This window comes from Phreatobacter oligotrophus (assembly GCF_003046185.1).
Taxonomy (GTDB): Bacteria; Pseudomonadota; Alphaproteobacteria; order Rhizobiales; family Phreatobacteraceae; genus Phreatobacter; species Phreatobacter oligotrophus.
The window spans coordinates 648,723-670,997 of sequence record NZ_PZZL01000002.1; the positions used below are offsets into that span (position 1 = coordinate 648,723).

Genomic DNA, 22,275 nt, shown 5'->3' on the forward strand with positions numbered 1-22,275 from the left:
TGTGTCATGCGCGGCAGGGCGCGATCACGACCGGCTGTCGGGGGCCGTCACGTCGCGCAGGCCGTCGCCGATCATGTTGATGGCTAGCACCAGGAGGGCGAGCGCCGAGCCGGGGATGGCGATGAGCCAGAAGGAGAAGAACATGAAGTTCTTCGCTTCCGAGATCATCAGCCCCCAGGAGGGCAGCGGCGGTTGGACGCCGAGACCGAGGAAGGAGAGCGCCGCCTCCAGCAGGATGGCGCTCGCCGCCTCGACCGTGCCGACGACGATGAGATGCGGCAGCACGTTGGGCAGCACCTCGCGCAGGATGATGCGCAGCTGGCTCGCGCCCGACGCACGTGCTGCCTCCACATAGTCGAGCGAGCGCACCTGTTGCGTCGCCGAGCGCATGACGACGGCGAAGCGGTCCCATTTGAGGAGTCCCAGCACGGCGATGACGATGCCGAGCGTACCGCCGACCATCGCCACCACGGCGAGCGCCACCAGCACCACGGGCAGAGCCAGGCGCGTGGTGATGACGAAGGTGACGATCAGGTCGATGCGACCGCCGAAATAGCCCGCCGCGAGGCCGAGGGCCGTGCCGATCAGGCCGGAGATCACCATCACCGACATGCCGATGAGCAGCGAGATCTGCGCGCCGTAGAGCATGCGCGAGAGATAGTCGCGGCCGAGATTGTCGGTGCCGAGCGGATGGAGCCAGCTGCCGCGCTCGTACCAGACGGGTGGCACGAGGCGGTTGGTGAGGTCCTGGGCATAGGGGTCGTGCGGCGACACGAAGGGCGCCAGCAGGGCCATGAGCACGATGATGGCGAAGATGCCCGAGCCGATCAGCAGGCCCTTGTGCTTCAGCACGCGGCGGCGGAAGCGCGACGGGGCGACGGCGGCGACGACCGGGGGGATCTGGACGATGTCGCTCATGTCAGCCCACCCGGATCCTGGGGTCGATCCACGCATTGACGAGGTCGGCCGCAAGCGTCAGCACGACATAGCCGACCGAGAGCAGCATCAGCACCGCCTGGATCACCGGAAAGTCCTTCTGGGCGATGGCCTGGTAGGCGAGGTAGCCGAGGCCGTCGAGGGCGAAGACCGTCTCGATGACGATGGAGCCGCCGAGCAGGAAGCCGAGCTGGACGGCGGTGAGCGCCACCACCGGCACCAGGGCGTTGCGCAGGCCGTGGCGGATGATGACCGTCGAGGACGGCAGGCCCTTGGCGCGCGCCGTGCGGATATAGTCGGCGTTCAGCACCTCGATCATGCCGGCGCGGACAAGGCGCATGAAGGGCGGCGTCACGTAGTAGCCGAGCGCCACCGTCGGCATGATGAAATTCTCCCAGCCATCGGTGCCGGAGACCGGCAGCCAGCCGAGGCCGATGGAGAAGACCATGATGAGGCAGAGCGCGAAGAAGAAATTGGGCAGCGCCTGTCCCGCCACGGCGATCCAGAGGCAGAGCCGGTCGATCCAGGAGTTCTGCCAGACCGCCGCCATGACCCCGAGGGGGATGGAGAGCGACAGCGCGAAGAGGATCGCCGCGAGGGCGAGGATCAGCGTCGTCTGGATCTTGTCGACGATGAGCCCGAAGACGGGCGTGCGGAAATAGAGCGACTGGCCGAAATCGCCGGTAAGGGTGCGGCCGAGCCAGTCGAGGTACTGGATGATGAGCGGCCGATCGAGGCCGTATTGCTGGCGCACGGCGGCGATGTCCTCGGCGCGGGCGCCCTCGCCGGCGATGGCGATGGCGACGTCGCCGGACAGGCGCAGCAGCACGAAGGAGAGCGCCGAAACCGTCAGCGCCACGAGGGCGGCGAGGGCGAGGCGCTTGAGCGTGTAGGTGAACATGGATGCGGGCCCCGGGATTGCCGATCCGGCCGGGGCGCTGCCGCCACGGCCGGATCAAGGCCTCACTTCCAGCGCATCTCCCAGAAGCGCGGCAGCTCGTCCGGATAGGCGGCGAATTCGAGGTCGCGCGAGGCGGCGTAGAAGGTCACGAGGTTGTAGAGCGGCACCGAATAGACCTGCTCGCCGATGATCCTGTGGGCCTCGCGATAGGCGGCGATGCGCTGCTGCGGATCAGTGACGGTGTCGCCGCGCTCGAGCAGCTCGATGACCTTCGGATCGCGCGAGATGTCGTCGTCGAGACCCTTGTAATAGACCGGCGTCGAGGCCGAGGTGTCGTTGATCGAGAACGAGCCCCAGGTCTGGTGGGCCATGCCGGCGCGGTTGGCGCGGATCTGCTCGCGCATCGCCGCGTACTGGCCGAAGCGCAGGGTGGCGCGGATGCCGACGGCGCGCAGATAGTTGATCATCGCCTCGGCCTGGTTGCGCTCGCGGTAGGAGTGCAGGTCGATGTCGAAGCCATTGGGGAAGCCGGCCTCGGCGAGGAGAGCGCGTGCCTTGCCAGGGTCGTACTCGTAGACGGGTGCCTGCGAGGCATCGCAGCCGAACTGCGAGGGGAAGCAGATGGCGTTGATGACCTGCGAGCCCTCGCCGACGAGCTGACGCGCCATGGTCTGCCGGTCGATGGCATGGGCGATGGCGCGGCGCACGCGCAGATCGCGCAGCTGCGGCGCCGGCGAGTTCTCGGTGGTGGCGAAGTTCAGGAACACGATGCGCATCGTGCCGCCGGAGACGATCTGCAGCGTCGGCACGGCGCGCATCTGCTGCGCCTGGTCGGGCGCGATGTTCATGATGAAGTCGAGGCCGCCCGACAGCATCTCGGCGACCTGCGTCTGCCGGTCGGGGATGAAGCGGATGACGATGCGCTCGATCTGCGGCTGCGGCTTCGGGCCGTCGCGGAAATAGTCGGGATTGCGCTGCAGGGTGACGGAGCGGCCGATCTGATGGTCAACGACGCGGTAGGGCCCGGAGCCCACCGGCTTCTCGTTCATGCCCTTCGGCCCCACCTGCTGGTAGTAGGCCGCGGGGTGGATGACGATGGGCCCGGCGAGATATTCGATCGCCGCCGGGAAGGGCCGCTTGGTGATGATGCGGACCTTGTGGGCGTCGATCTTCTCGACGCGGTCGATCCAGTTGACGTTGGACTGGGTGGTGGAGCGGTTGGCGGGGTTCGCCACGAAGTTCAGCGTGAAGACCACGTCGTCGGCGGTGAACTCGGCGCCGTTGTGGAACTTCACGCCACGACGCAGGTCGAGTTCGAGGGTCTTCTCGTCGATCCAGCGCCAGGCGGTGGCGAGCTGGCCCTTGTATTCGTTGGTCTTGGGATCGCGGTAGATCAGCGTGTCCCAGACCTGATGGGCGATGATGACGCCGATGCGGACATTGTTGAAATAGGGGTCGATGTTCTCCGGCACCTGGTCATAGGCGAAGCGGATGGTGTTCTGCCGCTTCTGGGCTTCGGCAGCGGAGCCCAGACCCAGCGCCAGAGCGAGACCGACAACAGCCGCCAAAACCCGCCGTGTGGAGAAAAATTGCATCGCCCAAACCCCTGGCCGCAAAAAGAAGCGGCGATGCTGGTGATGTGCCACAGGCGAGTCAAGGCAATCGGGCGGGAGGCTGCCGCCCGCCTCACACCTCGCGTTCGGCAATGAAGCGCGCGGTGGCGTCCAGTGTCGCGGCAGCGCTGCCGAAGGGCGCGAGATGGGTCGCGGCCGCGGCGACGAGGCGCGTCAGTTCGTCGCGGGCCCAGTCGGCGCCACGCAGCGAAACGAGGGTGCCCTTGCCCTTCGCGGCGTCCTTGCCGGTAGCCTTGCCGGCGCGGGCCGCATCGCCTTCGAGGTCGATGAGGTCGTCGGCAATCTGGAAGGCGAGGCCGATCGTCTCGCCATAGGCAACGAGGGCCTGCCGCTTCGCCGCATCCGCCCGGCCGAGCACGGCGCCGGCAAGGCAGGCGACGCGGATGAGCGCGCCAGTCTTCATCGCCTGAAGGCGGCGGATCTCGGCCTCGGCGAGGACCAGCGGCGCGCCGCCGTCGAAACGGCCTTCCGCCGCGAGGTCCAGCATCTGCCCGCCGGCCATGCCGCCGAGCCCCGAGGCGCGGGCGAGCAGCACCGTGAGTTCGGCCCTGACAGCCGGATCGTCATGGGAGGCGCCGCCCATGACCTCGAAGGCGAGCGTCTGCAGCGCATCGCCGACGAGGATGGCGGTCGCCTCGTCATAGGCGCGGTGGACGGTCGGCCGGCCACGGCGCAGGTCGTCGTCGTCCATGGCCGGCAGGTCGTCATGGACGAGCGAGTAGCAATGGACGAGTTCCAGCGCCGCGGCGGCCGCGACGGCCTTCTCGGGCGCGACGCCAAAGAGCGCGGCGCTCTCGATGACGAGGAAGGGCCGCAGCCGCTTGCCGCCGGCCAGGACCGCATGGCGCATGGCGGCCAGCAGCCGCTGCGGCCGGTCGAGCTCGTCCGGCTGAAGCGCATCGGCGAGCAGGCGTTCGAGCTCGGCCTCGACGAGGCGCGCGGCGGCGGCGAGGCGCTGGTCGAGAAGGGATGAGGACATGGGCGAGCCGATGGACTGAATGCGGACCCTGCGAGGCGTGGCGGAGGGGCGGGCTCGCGTCAAGTCGGCAGCTTGCCGAGGGGCACGGCGGCGCTAGAGTACCGCTGCCTCGTTCGTCCCCCGTCATGCGCCGATTCTCCCTCCTCCCCATCGCCTGTCTCGCCGGCCTCCTCGCGCTCGCGCCTGTCGCGACGACCCCCGCCGCGGCCCAGTCGGGCGGCTACAGCCTCGACATGCTCACCGAGCACCAGCGCGGCGAGGTGATGCGGCGCGTTGATTCCTATGCACTGCTGGAAACCTTCCTGAAGGCCTGCGGGCGGCCGCCACGCCTCGAGGCGCGGTTCCGGCGCACCGCGGCCGGCTGCGTCTCGCCGCAAAGCATGAATGTGCTGGCCGCGGAGTTCCGCCGCTCGCTCGCCCGGCGCGCCGGCTTCCGCTGGGACTGCGTCAGCGCCGGCGGACGGCGGATGATCGCCCGCTCGGAAGAGGCCATCGCCAGGAGCTTCGCCGATCTCGCCCAGGTCTGCCGGCGCGGCTGAGGCCTCAATCCTCCGGGTCGCGCGCGACAATGGTGAAATCCACGCCAGAGAGTTTGACGTCGTAACGACGGCCGTCAGCAGCTACGGCGTCGTCCACCTCGAAACGGCCATCGTCGAATTCGACCTTCTTCCATTGGGTGAAGCCCTCCCGCCGCAGGACTGCCTCGATCTGGCGCATCTCCTCAGCGGTCACGGGCCGGTCGGTCTCCGCTCCGGCTGGAAGCATCGGCGACAGCGAGACCGCAAAAGCCAAAAGGGCGGTGCGGGTCAGGGCGTTGAACATCGGAAGCCTCCTTTCGGTCACGGCAAGACAACGCCGAACAGCCCATGCGGGTCCGGTCGCGGCCAATCACGGGTGAACACGATGGCGTGGGCGCCGAGGGTCAGAGCGGCTCGGCCGCAGCCTCGAACAGGCCGGCGGCCGAAGGGTGGGCGCGCCAGGCCGCCAGCGCCTCGTGGCCGGCCGCCGAGAGACCATAGAGGCCGCGGTCGACGCGCTCGAACCAGCCATAGACGTTGCGGGTGAGGATGGCCGGCGCGTCCGGGGCCAGGTCTTTCAGGTCGCGCGGTCGCTGTGGCCCGCCGGACAGCGCCTGCGCCATGGCCAGCGTGCGCTGGCGATAGGCGGTCATGATCGGCTTGCGGGTGGAGCCCCCGGTCGCCGGATCGCCGCGGCGGCGGCGGTGTTCGGCAACAAGGCGCGAGCGGCGCTTGGCATCGCGGCGCGGCGACCAGGGCACCGGCTCCACCAGCACCTCGACGCCGCCCATGGGCAGCACGGTCAGGAGCCCGAAGCCGCAGAGCCGGCAGAGTTTCAGCACCCGCCGGTCGCGCTCGCGGCCCTTGCCGCGGGTCGAGGCCTTGACCGCCAGCCAGACCTCGTCGGCCGCCGCTGCGCGGTCCACCGCCTGCAGCACGAGGTCGAGGGTGAAGCTCTGCTTGAGCTCGCCGATCACCACCGCCACCGGCTCGCCGTCCGAGAGCGCGACGAGGTCGCAGCCCATCACCTCGCCCTTCACGGTGAAGCCGAGGCCTTCCAGATAGGTTTTGACGGGCAGGTAAAGCGAGGTTTCCAAGGCGGCTTCCATCGGCCCGGCGCTTTGCTGGCTTGCGCGCCGAATCTTTCCGGATGATCGGACAGGCAACCGCGCCGTGACAAATGCCGGCAGCGCGAGCGGGGCAGAAGGGCGCCATGACATTCACCCGCATCCTCGCCCTCCTCTGGGCATTCGCCTGCCTCGTCCTCGCGCTCGCCGAATGGTCGAGCCTCGCCATGGTCGGCTTCCCCGACGGTCACCTCACCGTCTGGGAGCAGGAGACCGTGGGCCTCAGGCGATGGCTCCTGGCGCTCTGCGTCGTGCAGGCGCTGGTGATCGCTGGCCTTGCGATCCTCAGGCCGCGCACGAGCCGCATCGGCCTCGCCGCGGCCGTGCTGGCCGCGGGCGTTCTGGTGGTGATACCGATGATCGTTGTCGCCACGTGCCCGGGCTCGGAGTCGTGCCGCGCGGGCTACGAGAGGCTGACGGGGCGGATGCTCGATCACGGCATCGGCGGGTGAACTGGAGATAAGGCGCCATGTCACGCGGTCTTGGCTGAAGAAAGACTTACGTGTTCTTCATCCGCCTCACCTATGTCTATCGCAGTTCCGTCGGTCAGATACATCGGATCTCATGTTCCCAGATCCACATCTCCAATGGCAGCCTTATCCCTCGATCATTGACGGGATTAGAGATCCGTTTGCGATCAACAAGGGACAATCAGAGGGCAAGCTCCATCTCCTGGTCATCGACAATATCGGCTCGTCTATCCATGCAACCGGGCTCGCACATCCGGTAGCGCCCGCTTTTGGCATCTCCATCTTGTGCGACATTTATCTGGCCGTCGAAGAGATGCTGTATTCGACCGCAGGCCACGGCGATGGGTGGCAACCCACCTACATCAGACATGCCCACTCATCGCGATTGATTGCTGCGATCCCGGGTCATCATCCGATGCTCCGGAACCCGGAGATTAGGGCTCGCCGGCCTCCCCGTCATTTTTGTTTCCCTGGCAATGACTACTGCTACGAGACGTTCGGCTTTGACGAGCCGCTGATCCGTCAGTTCGCAAGCGTTGACGAGGGCTACGCTTGGGATCCGTCAGACGATTGACGGCTGACCGGCCGATCTCCTGCCCTTTCCTTGACTTTCCGCGCCTGCCGCTCTATCGCCACCGCACTCTCGTTCATCCGAGACCCAGCCTGCCGACCGGGGCCAGACCCCGGAGGCTCCCGCCCGACAGCGCAGGATGCGCCCTCGGGCGCTAAATGCGTTGCGGTCCGCGGTGCCCGGGACCATTTTCGGGGTCCCCCGGAAATGCTGGTTGGAGCGATCATGTTCGAAGGCCTGTCGACACGACTGTCCGGCATCCTCGACCGCCTCAAGGGCCGCGGCGCGCTGAGCGAAGCCGACGTCCAGGAGGCGATGCGCGAGGTGCGCCGCGCCCTGCTCGAGGCGGATGTCGCGCTCGAGGTCGTGCGCTCCTTCACCGACAAGGTGCGTGACCGCGCCATCGGCGCCGAAGTCATCAAGTCGGTGACCCCCGGCCAGATGGTCGTGAAGATCGTCCACGACACGCTCGTCGACACGCTCGGCTCCGAGGGCGTCGCCATCGACCTCCAGGCCGTGCCGCCGGTGCCCATCCTGATGGTCGGCCTGCAGGGCTCGGGCAAGACCACCACCACCGCCAAGATCGCCAAGCGCCTCTTCGACAAGCAGAAGAAGAAGGTGCTGATGGCCTCCCTCGACACCCGTCGCCCCGCGGCGATGGAGCAGCTTGCCGTCCTCGGCAAGCAGATCGGCGTCGAGACCCTTCCCATCGTCGCCGGCCAGACGCCGGTGCAGATCGCCCGCCGCGCCATCGAGGCGGGCCGCCTCGGCGGCTTCGACGTCGTCATGCTCGACACGGCCGGCCGCACCCATGTCGACGAGGCCCTCATGATCGAGGTGGCCGAGGTCGAGAAGGTCGCCCGGCCGCACGAGACGCTGCTGGTCGTCGACAGCCTCACCGGTCAGGACGCCGTCAACGTTGCCCGCTCCTTCACCGGCCGCGTCAATGTCACCGGCGTCGTGCTCACCCGCGTCGACGGCGACGGCCGTGGTGGCGCGGCGCTCTCCATGCGCGCCGTCACCGGCAAGCCGATCAAGCTGCTCGGCACCTCCGAGAAGATGGATGGCCTCGAGGACTTCCATCCCCAGCGCATCGCCGGCCGCATCCTCGGCATGGGCGACATCGTCTCGCTCGTCGAGAAGGCCGCGGAATCGATCGATGCCGAAAAGGGCATGGCGATCGCCAAGCGCATGCAGTCGGGCCAGTTCAACCTGGACGACCTCGGCGACCAGCTCGACCAGATGCTGAAGATCGGCGGCATGCAGGGCCTGATGGGCATGCTGCCCGGCGTCAAGAACATGCAGAAGCAGATCTCCGGCGCCATGGACGACAAGGTGATCAAGCGCCAGCGCGCCATCATCCACGCCATGACCCCCTGGGAGCGCCGCAACCCCAAGGAGATCGACGGCAAGCGTCGCCGTCGCATCGCCCGCGGCTCCGGCACCCAGCCGGAGGACGTCAACAAGCTCCTGAAGATGCACCGTGGCATGGCCGACATGATGAAGGCCATGGGCGGCGCCCAGGGAAAGCGCGGCCCCATGGCGGGCCTCGCCAACATGTTCGGGCTCGGCGGCGGCATGCCGCAGCCGACGCCGGAAATGCTCGCCGAGCTTCAGCAGAAGATGCCCGGCGGGCTGCCCGACAAGATGCCGTCGCTGCCTCCCGGAATGCCGGGCGGACTGCCCCCGGGTTTCCCCGGCCTTGGCGGCGGCCCCAAGCTTCCCGGCCTTCCCGGCTTCCCCTTCGGCAAGAAGAAATAGCCGGCCCCTCACCCTCCCATCACGAACGACCCACCGGAGTATCCCATGTCGCTCAAGATCCGCCTCGCCCGCCGCGGCACCAAGAAGCGCCCGTTCTACCAGATCGTCGTTGCCGACGCCCGCGCCCCGCGCGACGGCCGCTTCATCGAGAAGATCGGCACCTACAACCCGATGCTCGGCAAGGACCAGAAGCGCTACGAGATCGACGTCGAGGCCGCCAAGGCCTGGCTCGCCAAGGGCGCGCAGGCGACCGACCGCGTCGCCCGCTTCTTCGACGCCGAGGGCCTGCTGAAGCGCGCCCCGCGCAACAACCCGGAGAAGGCGAAGCCCGGCAAGCGCGCCGAGGAGCGTGCCGCCGCGAAGGCCCAGAAGGCCGGCGAGTCCGCCGAGGCCTGATGATCCCGCCGGCGGGGGCGACCTCGCCGGCTCCCGCCCTCCGCCATCGCGGAGGGCGCTTGCGTCCTTCGAGGCCCGCCGCGTGCGACGGGCGCCGAAGGACGCATCCCCGCCTCATCACAGCCCATCTCACCGAGGCCCCATGTCCACCGACCTCGTCCTCGTCGCCAAGTTCGGCGCCCCGCACGGGGTGCGCGGCGAGGTGCGCGTCAAGTCCTACACCCAGGACCCCGCCGCCATCGGCGACTACTCGCCGCTGCAGTCCCGCGACGGCCGCCTGTTCACCATCCAGTCGCTGCGGCCCGCCGGCGAGGTGCTGATCGCCCGCGTCGCCGAGCTCAAGGACCGCGACGCGGCGGAGGCGGTGACCAATCTCCAGCTCTTCGTGCCGCGTGACCGCATCCCGCCCGCGGACGGCGAGGACGAGTTCCTCCACGCCGACCTCATCGGCCTGAAGGTCGAGACCACCGCCGGCGAGGCCGTCGGCACGGTGACGGCGATCTTCGACTTCGGCGCGGGCGACGTCATCGACGTGGCGCGCAAGGGCCAGAAGGCGGTGATGATCCCCTTCACCAAGGCGGTGGTGCCGGTGGTGGACATCGCGGCGGGCAAGCTCGTCATCGACCCGCCGCCGGGCCTGCTCGAGGATACGCCGCGCGACCCCGAAGACCGCGACTGAGGCGCCATGTTCCGCGCCTCGGTCATCACGCTCTTCCCCGAGATGTTCCCAGGGCCCCTCGGCCTGTCGCTGGCAGGGCGGGCGCTGGGCGAGGCCTGGGCCCTCGAGACCCACCTCCTGCGTGACTTCGCCACCGGCAAGCACCGCGCCGTGGACGACACGCCGGCGGGCGGCGGGCCCGGCATGGTGATGAAGGCCGACGTGGTGGCCCGCGCCATCGACCACGCCTCCCCCGAGGGCGACCCGCGGCCCCGGCTCTTCATGTCGCCGCGCGGGCGGCCCCTCACCCAGACCCAAGTGCGCGAACTTGCGGCGGGCCCCGGCGCGGTGATCCTCTGCGGCCGGTTCGAGGGCGTCGACGAGCGCGTCATCGAGGCCCGTGGGCTCCAGGAAGTCTCCATCGGCGACTACATCCTCTCCGGCGGCGAGCTCGGCGCGCTGGTGCTGCTCGACGCCGTGGTGCGGCTCCTCCCCGGCGTCATGGGCCATGCCGAGAGCGGCTCGGAGGAGAGCTTCGAGACCGGCCTGCTCGAATATCCGCACTACACCCGCCCGCAGCTCTTCGAGGGACGGCCGATCCCCGAGGTTCTGGTCTCCGGCGACCATGCCAAGATTGCGAAGTGGCGGCGGGCCGAGGCCGAGCGGATCACGCGGGAGCGCCGGCCGGACCTCTGGGCGAAGAAGCAGGGTTGAGGCCAGCGCCGGCGGGCCCTGGTCGAGAAGCCTGCGCCCTCTCCGCGTCATGCCCGCCCTTGTGGCGGGCATCCACGACTTGAGACGGCAGTGGTCAAGTCGTGGATGCCCGGCATAGCCGAGGCTCCGCCTCAGCGTTCCTCACACATGACGGCGGCCAAAGGCCGCCTTTGCCCGGGCATGACGGGTCAGGAAACTCAGGGACCCAAGTCTTCTCCTAATCCCTCCCCTCGCGTCAGAATCCGCGTGACAATCCCTCCCATTTCGACTATCGAGCCGCCTTCCGGCGGGCCTGCATCCCAAGCCCATCCTCGGAACCAAGACCAACAAGATGCCGGCCAAGCCCGGCCACAAGGATTGACCCGATGAACCTCATCCAGACCCTCGAGGCTGAAGAAGCCGCCCGCGTCCTCGGCGAGAAGAAGATCCCCGAATTCGCCCCCGGCGACACCGTCATCGTCAACGTGAAGGTCCGCGAAGGCGACCGCACCCGCGTCCAGGCCTATGAGGGCGTCTGCATCGCCCGCTCCGGCGGCGGCCTGATGGAGAGCTTCACCGTCCGCAAGATCTCCTATGGCGAGGGCGTCGAGCGCGTCTTCCCGGTGCACTCCCCGTCGATCGACTCGATCAAGCTGGTCCGCCGCGGCAAGGTCCGTCGCGCGAAGCTCTATTACCTGCGCGATCGCCGCGGCAAGTCGGCCCGTATCGCCGAGCGCCAGGACCGCTCCGACAAGGAGTGAGGCCTTCGCGCCCGCGCTGATTTCCGGAACGGGGCCCTCGGGCCCCGTTTTGCGTTCCGGGGCCCCTCTCCCGGCCGCCCCCAAAACAATCGCTAGGAGAAAGCGGCGCGAGGGCGCATGATGCCGCCTGCGACGCGTGGGCCCGCCCCGCCGTCCCCCTGCCGCCCAGTCCCGCGTCTTTCGCGTGCCGCAGGACCGCCCGACCGGTTTCTCGCCGCCCGACGCCCCGCGCCTCACGCGCCCGGCCCGACGCCCGACAGCCCGCATCGCCTCCCGCCTGCCGCCGGATCCCCCGGCAGCGGAGCGCCCTCGTCCCGCGCCCCGGCGCGAAAGGTTTCCCATGGCCACGACCACCCAGCACCGCCCCGCCGCCGTCCAGCGCCAGCAATGGCGCGCCGCCGAGGCGCTCTTCCATCCCGTCGCCGCGGCCCCTGCCACCGGCAAGGTCCGCGTCGTCCCGACCGGCGCCGGCGACCGCACCGGCGGCTGCCCGGCCTGCGGCAGCCCGCTGCCCATCGCCCCGGTGCGCTCGCGAAACCGCACCGCCCGCGCCATCGAGCACGACTGGCATTGCTCGGCCTGCGACCACGACTGGACCACCACCGATGCGGTGAGCGTCGTCGCCGGCCCGCGCTATCCCGTCGGCACGATGGTCAAGCTCGTCATCCCCTATGGCTCGCGCCGGCCGCCGGCCGCGCCCTTCGAGGTCATCGCCCTGCGCCCCTCCGAGAATGGCGGGATGCAGTATCGCATCCGCAGCCCCGACGAGAGCTTCGAGCGCATCGCCAGCGAGGGCGAGCTGGAGCCGGTTCCCGGCCGGGGCGCCTGAGCCATGGGCGCCTGTCCCGCGACCCTGCGCAGCCTCGCCCTGCTCGCCGCCCTCGCCGCCGCTGATCCTCTCCCTGCGCTGGCCGACGACCTGCCGGCGCGCGCCGCCACCTCCGAGGAGGTGCGGATGATCGCCCTGGCGCTGAAGGCGGAGGGCTTTGCGCCCTGCACCACGCTGGCGCTGGCCGATGGCCGCTGGTCCTGCCGCACCACCAATGCGGCGGGCCAGGCGATGGACCTGTCGCTGAGCAATCTCGACTTCGCGGTGACGCGCCGGACGCGCGTCCCGTAGGGCGAGGCGCACAGACGTGCTGTCACGGGGCCTTCGGGCCCCGTTTTGCGTGGGGGGCGCGGGGCAGCTTGTCCCAATGGCGGCCGAGCTCCAGCAGATAGGAGAGGCGACAAGCCATGAGCTCGCCGTCCCCGGGCCAGGCCCCGGTCCCATAGAGCCGGCTGGCGCAGGTATCGGCGAGCCGGCAGGAGCGGGCGCGGCGGCAGGCCTTGCGGCGGCAGAGGCGATGCGCGCCCTCGGCGCTGTGGAGATGACGGCGCACGGCGCGCTGCTCGTCGGGGGTCATGGGCTCCTCCTGGAGGTTCTCACGGGCAGGCGCAGGAAACCCTCTCCCCTCGTGGGAAAGGGTGCCCGCGCCAGCGGGCGGGTGAGGGGGACGGGCCGCGGCGTCGGCCCGGCGAGGCGCAAATCCCACCTCTCCCCGGCGGGGAGAGGTCGGCCGCAGGCCGGGAGAGGGGGCTTGGCCGGCCCCGCGAAGGCTCCCCCTCTCCCGCCGCGCTGCGCGCGTCGACCTCCCCCCGCCGGGGGGAGGTGAGGCGGCCTGCCGGGTCTGCCGTTCTGATCCTGAAGTCGGTGCCATCCCTCCGCCCAAGCCTCTCCGGTCCCGCGCCTTGAAGGCCGGGGTTTGCCCGTCTCAGGTCCCCGCGCTCCCGTCGGAAGCGCGAGGGGTGAAGCGCCGTCAGGCGCGGAGGCGAACGCGCCTCCTGGCCCCGCAGGTCACCCCGCGGGCCCGGACTTCGATGCCGAAGCCCGCCGGCTCGCGTGGAATTCGTTGGGTGGCCCGGATCAAGCATCCGGGTGGTGGCCCGGATAAAGCATCCGGCCTTACCCCAGGAAACGACCCCCACGCGAGCCGGCGCGCCTCACGGCGCTTCACCGCGGCTTTTGTCGTCATCCGGGCCGCGCGTCCGGGGCGAGCGGTTCAGGAGGGCGGGGCCAGTGAGCCATGGGCTCGCCCCTGCCGCCTCCCGGGCCGACCGACGGGGGAGGCCTGGGCTCCCGACGGTCCGTGCCGGACGGACAAGGCGGTTGCCCGCCTCCCCGCCCCCGGCGAGGCTGACGCCCCGCCGGTCCTGCTCGCCCGCCTAGCGATGCTCCTCGCGCAACGGTCACCCCCGGCGCGGCAGCGCCTCAGGGGCCCGAAGGGGCGGTGCTCCCGGCGACGCCCCCGCGCGCGGGCTGGTGACCCGCGGCGCGACGGAACCGCCCCTCCGCCCCATCGCCCGCACCACCGGACGATGCCTCGACGAGGCAGAAGGTGCGGGAAGCATGCGGCAGGTTTGGCGGGTGGGGATAAGTTTGCGGGGCGCGGGAGGGCGGCGGCGCGGAAAGGCGCGGGAGGTCAGGGGGTTGGGCGGAGGGGGAGGATGGGAGGGGGGCGGAGTTATCCCCTGAAGCGTCTGCCGGGTTGCACCTCGCGAAGTGCGCCCTTCGAGGCTCGCCGCCGGACGATGTCGACGCATCGCCGGGGCTCGCACCTCAGGATGAGGTCGGTTGCGTCTTGCGTGGCGGTGTCCGGCTGGGCGGGCGTCATGCGAGACACCCACCTCATCATCCTAAGCCCACGGCGATGCCCGCACCGACGATCCCGGGGATCGGCATGGTGTCAGGCATCCTCCATCTCATTGAGAGCGAGCACACGAGGTCTATGCAACCGCTGCGAGCGCGCTATATTGTTCACGGAAGCGAGATCGCAGAAGAAGAGCAGTCCGAGCGCTGGAGGGGGGGGATGACGGGGTCGCCTAAAGATGCCCAGAAGGCTGTACCGCCACCGACGGACGCCGCAAAAAAGGCGGTAAAGGTGCCAAAGGCCGACATCCCAGATGGCCTTTGCTACGTCAATGCGCCAAACCAATTGAAGTCGGTTCTTGATAAAATCATCGAGGCTTCAAGGCCCGACAAGTTGACGATTGATTACGTTGGAGATGTTTGGGGCTTTAAAAGCAGCAGCTTTCGTGCTGTTCTAGCTGTATTGAAGCGCGTTGGCTTTACCGAAACCGATGGTAGGCCCACTGATACCTATTCGAAATTCCGTACGGAAAACAATCGCAGTGAAGCAGCACTCGCTGCTCTTAGAAATGGGTTTCCCGATATATTCAAACGTCGCGAGTTCGCTCAGCACCTATCGGAGAAGGATATTGCGGACATCGTGGTGGACATAACCGGGCGAGAGCGGAGCGACCCAACCTTGCGAGCCATTGTTGGTACGTTCCGGACGTTCGCGGGATATGTCGCCAAATCCGATGAAAGTAGAACTACTGCGAAGAATTCAGACGATCGCGCAGAAAAAACGGATCTTGGGGGCGTGCTAGCGCCCCCAAACGATAGGGGGAACAGCAGCATAGGACTGTCCTATCAGATCAACATTATCTTACCTGAGACAACAAATATTGAGGTATTCAATTCTATATTTTGCAGCATTCGTGAAAATCTCCTGAGATAAACGATGATCGAAAAACTCAGGAGCTTTCTACTTAACAATGCCGTACTTCAAATTGAAGTCGACAGGCTCAATTCCACGCACTCCCACTCAAGAGAGCGGCTATCTCGTGAAGTGAAAACCGATCCATTACTGCAGCCATACATCCCTCAGATCAATGCAAAGATAAGAGACCGAGCAGCCGAAATGGCTGCATACTATGAAATATTCTATATGCTTGAGAACGATATACGATCTCTTATATCGCAGACACTAAGCGAAGAGAGGGGCGAAAACTGGTGGGACGCTTGCGTTCCAGAAGCCGTAAAACTGTCAGCTAACAACAACAAAACGCGGGAACGGGACGCGGGAGTATCACTTCGATCGACTGACCCGCTTGATTATATCACATTCGGAGAGCTTGGAGAAATAATAAAGGCGAATTTCGACATATTTGGTCCTATAATTAACAGTAAAAAGGGTCTGGAAAAGGTGATGTCGTCTCTAAACTTGCTGCGAGGAACAATTGCCCACTGCGGTGTATTGTCGGAGGATGAAATCCTGCGACTCAAATTGGCTCTTCGGGATTGGTACCGACTGATGCAGTGACAACATAGTCACTGTTTCACCCCCTCCACCCCTTCCCCGGCTTGCCCCCGCCCTTTTTCCTCACCTCGGCGCCCATCGGCACCTCGCGGTCCGTCCCCGGCCCCATGGCATCCAACCCGGGCTTAGCGGCCCGTGACGGCGGCAAATTCCCCCGCGAGCCATACTTCTTCGCCCCCCTGAACCCGCCGGTGCGGTCCTCCACCGCCTCCTGCCGGGCCAGCGGGTCGTCGGCGATGGCGAGTTCGGTCTCGCGCAGGCGCTTGAGCTCGTCGCGCAGGCGCGCGGCCTCCTCGAAGCGCAGGTCGGCGGCGGCCTCGCGCATCCGCTTCTCCAGGTCGCCGATGACCGCCTGCATGTTGTGGCCGACCGCCGCGCCCTGCCTGGCGAGGCCGGCATCCACGGTGACGTGGTCCTTCTCGTAGACGCTGTCGAGGATCTGGGCGATCTGCCGCTTGATGGTCTGCGGGGTGATGCCGTTGGCCTCGTTCCAGGCCATCTGCTTCTCGCGGCGGCGGTTGGTCTCGGCGATGGCGCGTTCGAGGCTGCCGGTCATGGTGTCGGCATAGAGCAGCACGCGGCCGTCGACGTTGCGGGCAGCGCGGCCGATGGTCTGGATCAGGGAGGTCTCCGAGCGCAGGAAGCCTTCCTTGTCGGCATCGAGGATGGCGACCAGCGCACATTCCGGGATGTCGAGGCCCTCGCGCAGCAGGTTGATGCCGACGAGGCAGTCGAAGGCGCCGAGGCGCAGGTCGCGCAGGATCTCGATGCGCTCGATCGTGTCGATGTCGGAATGCATGTAGCGCACGCGCACGCCCTGCTCGTGCAGGTACTCGGTGAGGTCCTCGGCCATGCGCTTCGTCAGCACGGTGACGAGGGAGCGATAGCCGGCGGCGGCGGTGGCCTTCACCTCGCCGATGAGGTCGTCGACCTGGGTGCGGGCGGGGCGGATGATGCAGGGCGGGTCGATGAGGCCGGTGGGGCGGATGACCTGTTCGGAGAAGGTGCCGCCGGTCTGTTCCAGCTCCCAGCCGCCGGGGGTGGCCGAGACATGGACGGTCTGCGGCCGCATGGCCTCCCATTCCTCGAAGCGCAGGGGGCGGTTGTCCATGCAGGAGGGCAGGCGGAAGCCGTATTCCGCGAGGGTGGCCTTGCGGCGGAAGTCGCCGCGATACATGGCGCCGATCTGCGGGATGGTGACGTGGCTCTCGTCGACGAAGACGAGGGCGTTGTCGGGGACATATTCGAAGAGGGTCGGCGGCGGCTCGCCGGGGCGGCGGCCGGTGAGCCAGCGGGAATAGTTCTCGATGCCCGCGCAGGAGCCGGTGGCCTCCATCATCTCGAGGTCGAAGCGGGTGCGCTGCTCCAGCCGCTGCGCCTCCAGCAGGCGGCCGGCGCGGTTCAGCTCCTCCAGCCGCCAGTTCAGCTCCTCCTTGATGCCGGAAATGGCCTGGACGAGGGTCGGGCGCGGCGTGACATAGTGGGAATTGGCATAGACCTTCACGAAGCCGAGGTCGGCATTCTTCTGGCCGGTGAGCGGGTCGAATTCGTGGATGGACTCGACCTCGTCGCCGAAGAGGTTGATGCGCCAGGCGCGGTCCTCGAGGTGGGCGGGGAAGAGCTCGATCGTGTCGCCGCGCACCCGGAACGTGCCGCGGGAGAAGTCCATCTGCGTGCGCTTGTACTGGAGCGCGATGAGGTCGGCGATGAGCTGGCGCTGGTCGAGCCGCTCGCCGACCTTCACGCCGAAGGTCATGGCCGTGTAGGTCTCGACCGAGCCGATGCCGTAGATGCAGGAGACCGAGGCGACGATGATGACGTCGTCGCGCTCAAGCAGCGCGCGGGTGGCCGAGTGGCGCATCCGGTCGATCTGCTCGTTGATGGAGGATTCCTTCTCGATATAGGTGTCCGAGCGGGGAACGTAGGCCTCCGGCTGGTAATAGTCGTAGTAGGAGACGAAATACTCCACCGCATTGTTGGGGAAGAAGCTCTTGAACTCGCCGTAGAGCTGGGCGGCGAGCGTCTTGTTCGGCGCCAGCACGATGGCGGGCCGCTGGGTCTCGTTGATGATCTGCGCGGCAGTGAAGGTCTTGCCCGAGCCGGTGACGCCGAGCAGGACCTGGTCGCGCTCGCCGGCGCGCAGGCCGCTGACGAGCTCGGCGATGGCCTGGGGCTGGTCGCCGGCGGGCTTGAAGTCGGAGACGATCTCGAAGCGCTTGCCGCCCTCCCACTTCTCGGGCCGCGGCGGCTTGTGCGGCACCCAGACCTGGCCGTTGACCTCCGGGCGGCCCTCCTGGATCAGCCGCTCCAGCGCCTTGACCGTGGCGGTGACACCGGACTTGCCGACCTCCGCCTCGATGTCGAGAGCCTGGGCCTGTTCGACGCCGATGCCGAGGCGGTGGGCGAGCGCCTTGTCGGCGAGGCTCGCCTCGGCCTTGAAGGCGGCCTGCGGGGCCTCGGCGAAACCGGCATTCGGGCCGGTGCCGGAGCCGAGGCCGGCCGTGCCGCGGTTGATGGCGGGGTTGAGCAGCTCGGCCAGCGCCGGGCCGAGCGGCTGCAGCTCGGGCTTCGAGGCTTTCGAGTTCGGCGCCTTGGTTTTGGCCGCGCGGGCGGGCTTCGACGCGGCGGCGGGACCAGCGGACGGTTTGGGGCTTTTCGGCATGGCGGCAATATGGGCCCGCCGGCCGGCGGCGGAAAGGGCGAAGGCCGCCCTCCCGCCATGCTGCTGCCAGGGGTTGGCAGCGGGACGGCTGCGCGTCAGGCGGCGCGGCGCATCACGGCATCGCCGATCGGCAGGTCGAACCGCAGGCCGATGGCGCCGTCCCTGGCCCAGACGACCTGCGCACCCATCTCGGCGCCGTCCATGAAGCGCAGGGTGACGCGCTGGCCCTCGGGGAGCGTCGGAACGTCCTGCACCCGTGCGCCGGTCTCGGAGATGTCGGCGAGCCGCGCCTTCATGCTGCGGCCGTCGCTCAGAACGAGGACGGCCTGGGTGCTGCGGCGGCGCACCGCGCTGCGACGGTCCTTCACGTCCCGGGCGAGGTCGGCGAGGAAGGTGTCGACGCCGCCGATGAGGCGGCGGGTGGCGTCCGACAGCAGCTCGCCCGCCCCGGCGACGCGGCGCGCCTCGGCATTGGTCTCGTCGATGACCACGGTGACATCGGTGATGGCCCGCAGCACGGCGCCCGATCCCTCGGAGGCGCGGCTGATGGCGGCGGCGATCTCCTGGGTGGCCGCCGTCTGCTCCTCCACCGCGGCGGCGATGGAGGTGGTGAGGTCGCCGATCTCGGCCACCGTGCCGCCGATCCCGCGGATGGCCGAAACGGTGTTGCGGGTCGCCGCCTGGATCGCGCCGATCTGGGTGGCGATCTCGTCGGTGGCGCTGGAGGTCTGGCTGGCGAGAGCCTTGACCTCGGAGGCGACGATGGCGAAGCCGCGACCGGCCTCGCCGGCCCGCGCCGCCTCGATCGTGGCGTTGAGGGCGAGAAGGTTGGTCTGCTCGGCGATGGAGCGGATGATGTCGACGATGGTGCCGATCTTGCCGGCGAGGTCGGCAAGGCCGGAGACTTCGGCGTCGGTGGCCTGGGAGGCGTCCGTCGCCCGGCCGATGCAGGCGCTGGTGGTGTGGATGCGGCTGGAGATCTCGCTGATCGAGCTGATCAGCTCCTCGGCTGCCGCGGAGACGGACTGCATGTCGGTGGACGAGGCGCCTGAGGCGTCGCGGCCCCGTCCGGCCCTGTCGATCGCCTGTCCGGCGACACCTTCGAGCGAGGCGGCGGTGCGCTGCATGCCGACGATCTCGCCATCCACCGCCTTGACCACATCGGCGACGGAGAGGCGGAAGGCGGCGATCAGCTCCTCCAGCACCGACTGGCGGTGCAACTCGCGCTGGCGCTCGAGCTCGGCCTCCTGTTCCAGCCGTTCACGGGCGAGGGCATTGTCGCGGAAGACCTGCACCGCCCGTACCATGGCGCCGATCTCGTTGGTGCGGTCGGCGCCGTCCAGCTCGCCGGTCGTGTCGCCCTCCGCAAGGCGCTGCATGTGGGCGGTCAGGGACTGCAGCGGGTGGGTGATAGACCGCGCCGCGAGCCACGCCGCCACGGCGGCGAGCAGCGTGACCGCGAGGACGATGCCGCCGACCAGCACCAGCCGGCGGCGCGCCTCCTCCGCAGCACTGGCGATGACCGCGGTGAGGTCCTGGCTGAACGCGTCCTCGATGGCCTTCATGGCGTCGATCCGGCCCGTCGAGACGCGGAACCATTCCAGCGGATCCATACCCTCACCGCCGTTCAGCGCGGCGCGCGCCGCGAGCGCCCGCAGCCGCCCGACCGCCTCGCCCTGTGGCGACTGGCCGAGTTCGGCGATCCGGCGGGCCTGCTCGGTGCTGCCATAGCGCCGGGCGACGGCGAGATAGCTGTCCTGGATCGCGGCCAGCTCCGCGAAGCGCTGGAAGCGGTCCCGCGCAAAGCCGGTCGCCGAGAAGGCGCCGGCGCCGGTGGCGCGTTCGAGGCCGGCCGCCTCCTTGGCGCGCAGCACGCTGGCATAGACGACGACGGCCCGCGCCGTCGGGCCGACGCGGCCATGGCGGGCAAGGGATTCCACGGGGGCAAGGAAGCCATCGATGATGGCGGTGTAGCGGGCGAGGGCCGCATCGGGCGCGATGGACCGGGCATCGACCGCCTGGCGCAGGGCCGAGAGATCGTCGATCCGCGCCAGCGCCTCGCGGGCGGTCGACGCTCCCTCGCCCATCTCGGCGACGGCGGCGGTGACAGCGCCGCGCAGCGCGCCGAGTGCGAGATCCACCTTGGACAGCTGTGCGGCGCGCGCCTCGACGGCGGCGCGGTTCTGCGGATTGCGCAGAACGGTGTTGGTGAGACCGCGCTCCGTCTGCAATTCGTGCACGACCGCGCCGAATTGCGGGCCGGACGCGGCGACCGAGGCCATCTGGCGAGCAGCGCCGGCCTCCTGCCAGCTCTCCCAGACAATATCGCCGCCGAAGCCGATGGCAGCGAGCAGCGGAACGATCACGGCAAAGGCGATGCGGCGCCCGATGGACGCATTGCGCAGGAACATCATGGTTGCGGACCCCCGAATCTCACAACCGATGTTCGTTGTTTCTGGCTAATATTACATTAACGGAATGTTTTAATCGCAACTATCGATGATCGCCGCGCAGGTGTCGCCGCGAAGGATCAAGGCCGCGCCTGGGCCAGTCCCGCATTGGCGCCGCCGACCGGTCGCCGGGTTCTGCCGAATGCTGGATCGCGATCGCGCCAGCGAAACCGTCAGCCGGCCGCGAGGTCGCGGATACGGCTGAAATCCTCGCGATAGAGGCGGAAACCTTCCTCCCGCGCCGCCGGATCGGGCTGGCGCAGCAGCGACGAGGGGTGGACGGTAAGGTATCCTGGCCTCTCGCCGAAGCGGAAGGGTCAGCGATTGCGGCCGACGGGCACGGCGTGGCCGGTGAGGGCGAGCGCCGCGGTGGCGCCCAGCGCCACGACGAACCCGGGACGGACGAGGTCGAGCTCCCGTTCCAGCCACCAGCGATAATGCTTCACCTCGCCGGCGGTCGGTGATTCATGGATGCGGCGGGAGCCGCGGCGGACGAACTTGAAGTGCTTCACCGCATTGGTGAGATAGACGTCGGCCCGGTCGATGCCCGCCTCCTCCAGCGCGCGGTCGAGGAGCTGGCCGGCAGGACCGACAAAGGGGCGGCCCTGGAGATCCTCCTGGTCGCCGGGCTGCTCGCCGACAAAGGCGATGGCCGCGCCGACGGGACCCTCCCCCAGCACGGCGCGGGTGGCGCCCGGCACCAGCGGCCCGGAGGCGGCGATGATGCGGTTCAGCTCGTCCAGCGAGCGGGGCGCCTGGTCCTGCATGGCGGCGACGGCCTTGTCGGGATTGCGCTTCACGGGCATGGCGGGCTCCCTGTCCATCATGTCCCCAACGCGCGAGGTCGCGGCGCGCACCAGGGCGGGGATGGCCGCCGTCTCCGGCATGTTGCGCCAGTACTTCTTCGGCATCTCCGCCCGCATGGCCGTGGTGTTCAACCGGGCCGGGTTGAAAGTGCTCTCGTAATAGTCGCGCCAGCCCTCCTCGAAGCCGTCGCCGGTCGGCGCCTCGTCGCGCGTCGCGGGCGGGCCGTAATGCAGCGCACCGCCGGTCCAGCGGACCCGGCCCCCGGGGGTCAGGATGGTCCAGTCGAGCGAGCCGAAGCGGTTGCGGAAGAAGGGCGCCGCCGCAGCGAGGATGTGGTTGTCCGGCTCGAACCAGGCGATGTAGCGCTCGCCCTCCGCCGTCTCGACGCGGCGGAAGCGGACGAAGGCGTGCATCTTGTGGAGGTCGCGGCGGATGGCCTTGGCCATCATGGCGAGGCGGTGGACCAGCGGGTCGCTCATCACCTCCAAGAGCGCCTTCTCGCCGTGGGTGAGCCGCCAGATGAGGCGGTAGAGCAGCGCCCAGCGCTCGGGATCGCGATGGCAGGCGACGAGCTGGACGAGATCGGCGGCGGCGCGCGGCAGACTGAGTGGCTCGCCCTCCGGCAGGACCGGCGCGCCGAAGAGATCGGCCGCCTCGCCCGATGTGAACACCACGGCCTCCGGCGGCACGCCGCCCGCAACGAGGCTGCGCGCGGCGGCGCGGAAGCCGTCGAGATCGGCGCCCGCGCCGAGGCGGACCTGCACGAGGGACGACCGAGCCATATCCCTGACCTCGCGGCCCATTGG

At 68.7% G+C, this 22,275-nt stretch carries 21 protein-coding genes and 1 pseudogene; 12 read left to right on the plus strand and 10 right to left on the minus strand.

The window, feature by feature from the left end; translation table 11 throughout:
- Positions 1-24 precede the first annotated feature (24 nt).
- The 4 genes from C8P69_RS07060 to C8P69_RS07075 form a co-directional block, all read right to left on the minus strand.
- Positions 25-918, minus strand: a complete 894-nt coding sequence (locus C8P69_RS07060) for an ABC transporter permease (protein WP_245901902.1) — start codon at positions 916-918, stop codon at positions 25-27.
- A gap of 1 nt (position 919) precedes the next feature.
- Positions 920-1,837, minus strand: a complete 918-nt coding sequence (locus tag C8P69_RS07065) for an ABC transporter permease (protein WP_108175440.1) — start codon at positions 1,835-1,837, stop codon at positions 920-922.
- A gap of 62 nt (positions 1,838-1,899) precedes the next feature.
- The gene (locus C8P69_RS07070; RefSeq protein ID WP_108175442.1) at positions 1,900-3,432 is read right to left on the minus strand and encodes an ABC transporter substrate-binding protein; all 1,533 of its coding nucleotides are present in this window, start codon (positions 3,430-3,432) and stop codon (positions 1,900-1,902) included.
- A 91-nt stretch (positions 3,433-3,523) separates the two neighbouring features.
- Entirely contained in the window at positions 3,524-4,450 is a 927-nt protein-coding gene (locus tag C8P69_RS07075) for a polyprenyl synthetase family protein (RefSeq protein ID WP_108175444.1), read from the minus strand.
- A gap of 125 nt (positions 4,451-4,575) precedes the next feature.
- On the opposite strand from C8P69_RS07075, the gene C8P69_RS07080 reads away from it, so the two are divergent.
- Positions 4,576-4,989 (plus strand): hypothetical protein, encoded by a 414-nt coding sequence (locus C8P69_RS07080; protein ID WP_108175446.1) that lies wholly within the window; start codon positions 4,576-4,578, stop codon positions 4,987-4,989.
- Positions 4,990-4,993: 4 nt separating this feature from the next.
- Here the strand turns inward: C8P69_RS07080 and C8P69_RS07085 are convergent, their stop codons facing one another.
- A complete protein-coding gene (locus tag C8P69_RS07085) occupies positions 4,994-5,272 on the minus strand; it encodes a PepSY domain-containing protein (protein ID WP_108175448.1) in 279 nt (92 codons plus the stop codon).
- Between the two features lie 100 nt (positions 5,273-5,372).
- Entirely contained in the window at positions 5,373-6,065 is a 693-nt protein-coding gene (locus tag C8P69_RS07090; protein WP_108175591.1) for a DUF2161 domain-containing phosphodiesterase, read from the minus strand.
- A gap of 116 nt (positions 6,066-6,181) precedes the next feature.
- Here C8P69_RS07090 and C8P69_RS07095 point away from each other — a divergent pair, with 116 nt between their 5' ends.
- The 9 genes from C8P69_RS07095 to C8P69_RS07130 all read left to right on the plus strand — a co-directional run bounded on the left by C8P69_RS07095 (position 6,182) and on the right by C8P69_RS07130 (position 12,525).
- Positions 6,182-6,547: a hypothetical protein gene (locus C8P69_RS07095; RefSeq protein ID WP_146167297.1), complete on the plus strand. Its 366-nt coding sequence runs from the start codon at positions 6,182-6,184 to the stop codon at positions 6,545-6,547.
- 112 nt (positions 6,548-6,659) lie between these two features.
- Positions 6,660-7,139: a hypothetical protein gene (locus tag C8P69_RS23465; protein WP_146167298.1), complete on the plus strand. Its 480-nt coding sequence runs from the start codon at positions 6,660-6,662 to the stop codon at positions 7,137-7,139.
- Positions 7,140-7,361: 222 nt separating this feature from the next.
- Positions 7,362-8,897, plus strand: coding sequence for a signal recognition particle protein (gene ffh, locus C8P69_RS07100; protein WP_108175452.1), 1,536 nt, complete (start codon positions 7,362-7,364; stop codon positions 8,895-8,897).
- A gap of 45 nt (positions 8,898-8,942) precedes the next feature.
- Positions 8,943-9,293, plus strand: a complete 351-nt coding sequence (gene rpsP / locus C8P69_RS07105) for a 30S ribosomal protein S16 (protein ID WP_108175454.1) — start codon at positions 8,943-8,945, stop codon at positions 9,291-9,293.
- A 142-nt stretch (positions 9,294-9,435) separates the two neighbouring features.
- Positions 9,436-9,972, plus strand: coding sequence for a ribosome maturation factor RimM (gene rimM / locus C8P69_RS07110; RefSeq protein WP_108175456.1), 537 nt, complete (start codon positions 9,436-9,438; stop codon positions 9,970-9,972).
- Positions 9,973-9,978: 6 nt separating this feature from the next.
- A complete protein-coding gene (gene trmD, locus C8P69_RS07115; protein WP_108175458.1) occupies positions 9,979-10,665 on the plus strand; it encodes a tRNA (guanosine(37)-N1)-methyltransferase TrmD in 687 nt (228 codons plus the stop codon).
- A gap of 365 nt (positions 10,666-11,030) precedes the next feature.
- Positions 11,031-11,405 carry a 50S ribosomal protein L19 gene (rplS, locus tag C8P69_RS07120; protein WP_108175460.1) on the plus strand — a complete coding sequence of 125 codons (375 nt, stop codon included), beginning with the start codon at positions 11,031-11,033 and terminating at the stop codon, positions 11,403-11,405.
- Positions 11,406-11,745: 340 nt separating this feature from the next.
- Positions 11,746-12,234 carry a hypothetical protein gene (locus C8P69_RS07125; protein ID WP_108175462.1) on the plus strand — a complete coding sequence of 163 codons (489 nt, stop codon included), beginning with the start codon at positions 11,746-11,748 and terminating at the stop codon, positions 12,232-12,234.
- Positions 12,235-12,237: 3 nt separating this feature from the next.
- Complete coding sequence (locus C8P69_RS07130) at positions 12,238-12,525, plus strand: hypothetical protein (RefSeq protein WP_108175464.1); 288 nt, start codon at positions 12,238-12,240, stop codon at positions 12,523-12,525.
- Between the two features lie 22 nt (positions 12,526-12,547).
- Here the strand turns inward: C8P69_RS07130 and C8P69_RS07135 are convergent, their stop codons facing one another.
- Positions 12,548-12,811, minus strand: coding sequence for a hypothetical protein (locus C8P69_RS07135; protein WP_108175466.1), 264 nt, complete (start codon positions 12,809-12,811; stop codon positions 12,548-12,550).
- A 1,284-nt stretch (positions 12,812-14,095) separates the two neighbouring features.
- On the opposite strand from C8P69_RS07135, the gene C8P69_RS23470 reads away from it, so the two are divergent.
- On the plus strand, positions 14,096-14,968 hold the full coding sequence (locus tag C8P69_RS23470; RefSeq protein ID WP_170118150.1) for a DUF5343 domain-containing protein: 873 nt from the start codon (positions 14,096-14,098) through the stop codon (positions 14,966-14,968).
- A gap of 3 nt (positions 14,969-14,971) precedes the next feature.
- Positions 14,972-15,553: a Swt1 family HEPN domain-containing protein gene (locus C8P69_RS23475; protein WP_146167300.1), complete on the plus strand. Its 582-nt coding sequence runs from the start codon at positions 14,972-14,974 to the stop codon at positions 15,551-15,553.
- 16 nt (positions 15,554-15,569) lie between these two features.
- Here the strand turns inward: C8P69_RS23475 and uvrB are convergent, their stop codons facing one another.
- The 3 genes and pseudogenes from uvrB to C8P69_RS07150 all read right to left on the minus strand — a co-directional run bounded on the left by uvrB (position 15,570) and on the right by C8P69_RS07150 (position 22,272).
- Positions 15,570-18,212, minus strand: coding sequence for an excinuclease ABC subunit UvrB (gene uvrB, locus C8P69_RS07140; protein ID WP_108175468.1), 2,643 nt, complete (start codon positions 18,210-18,212; stop codon positions 15,570-15,572).
- A 95-nt stretch (positions 18,213-18,307) separates the two neighbouring features.
- Entirely contained in the window at positions 18,308-20,626 is a 2,319-nt protein-coding gene (locus C8P69_RS07145; RefSeq protein ID WP_108175470.1) for a methyl-accepting chemotaxis protein, read from the minus strand.
- A gap of 209 nt (positions 20,627-20,835) precedes the next feature.
- Positions 20,836-22,272, minus strand: a pseudogene (locus tag C8P69_RS07150) (UdgX family uracil-DNA binding protein).
- Between the last annotated feature and the right edge of the window lie 3 nt (positions 22,273-22,275).

Coding starts and splice junctions, on each gene's coding strand:
- ffh (WP_108175452.1), top strand. CDS start 7,362: ATGTTCGAAGGCCTGTCGACACGACTGTCCGGCATCCTCGACCGCCTC.
- C8P69_RS07080 (WP_108175446.1), top strand. CDS start 4,576: ATGCGCCGATTCTCCCTCCTCCCCATCGCCTGTCTCGCCGGCCTCCTC.
- C8P69_RS23470 (WP_170118150.1), top strand. CDS start 14,096: ATGCCCGCACCGACGATCCCGGGGATCGGCATGGTGTCAGGCATCCTC.
- uvrB (WP_108175468.1), bottom strand. CDS start 18,212: ATGCCGAAAAGCCCCAAACCGTCCGCTGGTCCCGCCGCCGCGTCGAAG.
- rplS (WP_108175460.1), top strand. CDS start 11,031: ATGAACCTCATCCAGACCCTCGAGGCTGAAGAAGCCGCCCGCGTCCTC.
- C8P69_RS07125 (WP_108175462.1), top strand. CDS start 11,746: ATGGCCACGACCACCCAGCACCGCCCCGCCGCCGTCCAGCGCCAGCAA.
- rimM (WP_108175456.1), top strand. CDS start 9,436: ATGTCCACCGACCTCGTCCTCGTCGCCAAGTTCGGCGCCCCGCACGGG.
- C8P69_RS23475 (WP_146167300.1), top strand. CDS start 14,972: ATGATCGAAAAACTCAGGAGCTTTCTACTTAACAATGCCGTACTTCAA.
- C8P69_RS07070 (WP_108175442.1), bottom strand. CDS start 3,432: ATGCAATTTTTCTCCACACGGCGGGTTTTGGCGGCTGTTGTCGGTCTC.
- C8P69_RS07060 (WP_245901902.1), bottom strand. CDS start 918: ATGAGCGACATCGTCCAGATCCCCCCGGTCGTCGCCGCCGTCGCCCCG.
- C8P69_RS07135 (WP_108175466.1), bottom strand. CDS start 12,811: ATGACCCCCGACGAGCAGCGCGCCGTGCGCCGTCATCTCCACAGCGCC.
- C8P69_RS07085 (WP_108175448.1), bottom strand. CDS start 5,272: ATGTTCAACGCCCTGACCCGCACCGCCCTTTTGGCTTTTGCGGTCTCG.
- trmD (WP_108175458.1), top strand. CDS start 9,979: ATGTTCCGCGCCTCGGTCATCACGCTCTTCCCCGAGATGTTCCCAGGG.
- rpsP (WP_108175454.1), top strand. CDS start 8,943: ATGTCGCTCAAGATCCGCCTCGCCCGCCGCGGCACCAAGAAGCGCCCG.
- C8P69_RS23465 (WP_146167298.1), top strand. CDS start 6,660: ATGTTCCCAGATCCACATCTCCAATGGCAGCCTTATCCCTCGATCATT.
- C8P69_RS07075 (WP_108175444.1), bottom strand. CDS start 4,450: ATGTCCTCATCCCTTCTCGACCAGCGCCTCGCCGCCGCCGCGCGCCTC.
- C8P69_RS07130 (WP_108175464.1), top strand. CDS start 12,238: ATGGGCGCCTGTCCCGCGACCCTGCGCAGCCTCGCCCTGCTCGCCGCC.
- C8P69_RS07145 (WP_108175470.1), bottom strand. CDS start 20,626: ATGATGTTCCTGCGCAATGCGTCCATCGGGCGCCGCATCGCCTTTGCC.
- C8P69_RS07095 (WP_146167297.1), top strand. CDS start 6,182: ATGACATTCACCCGCATCCTCGCCCTCCTCTGGGCATTCGCCTGCCTC.
- C8P69_RS07065 (WP_108175440.1), bottom strand. CDS start 1,837: ATGTTCACCTACACGCTCAAGCGCCTCGCCCTCGCCGCCCTCGTGGCG.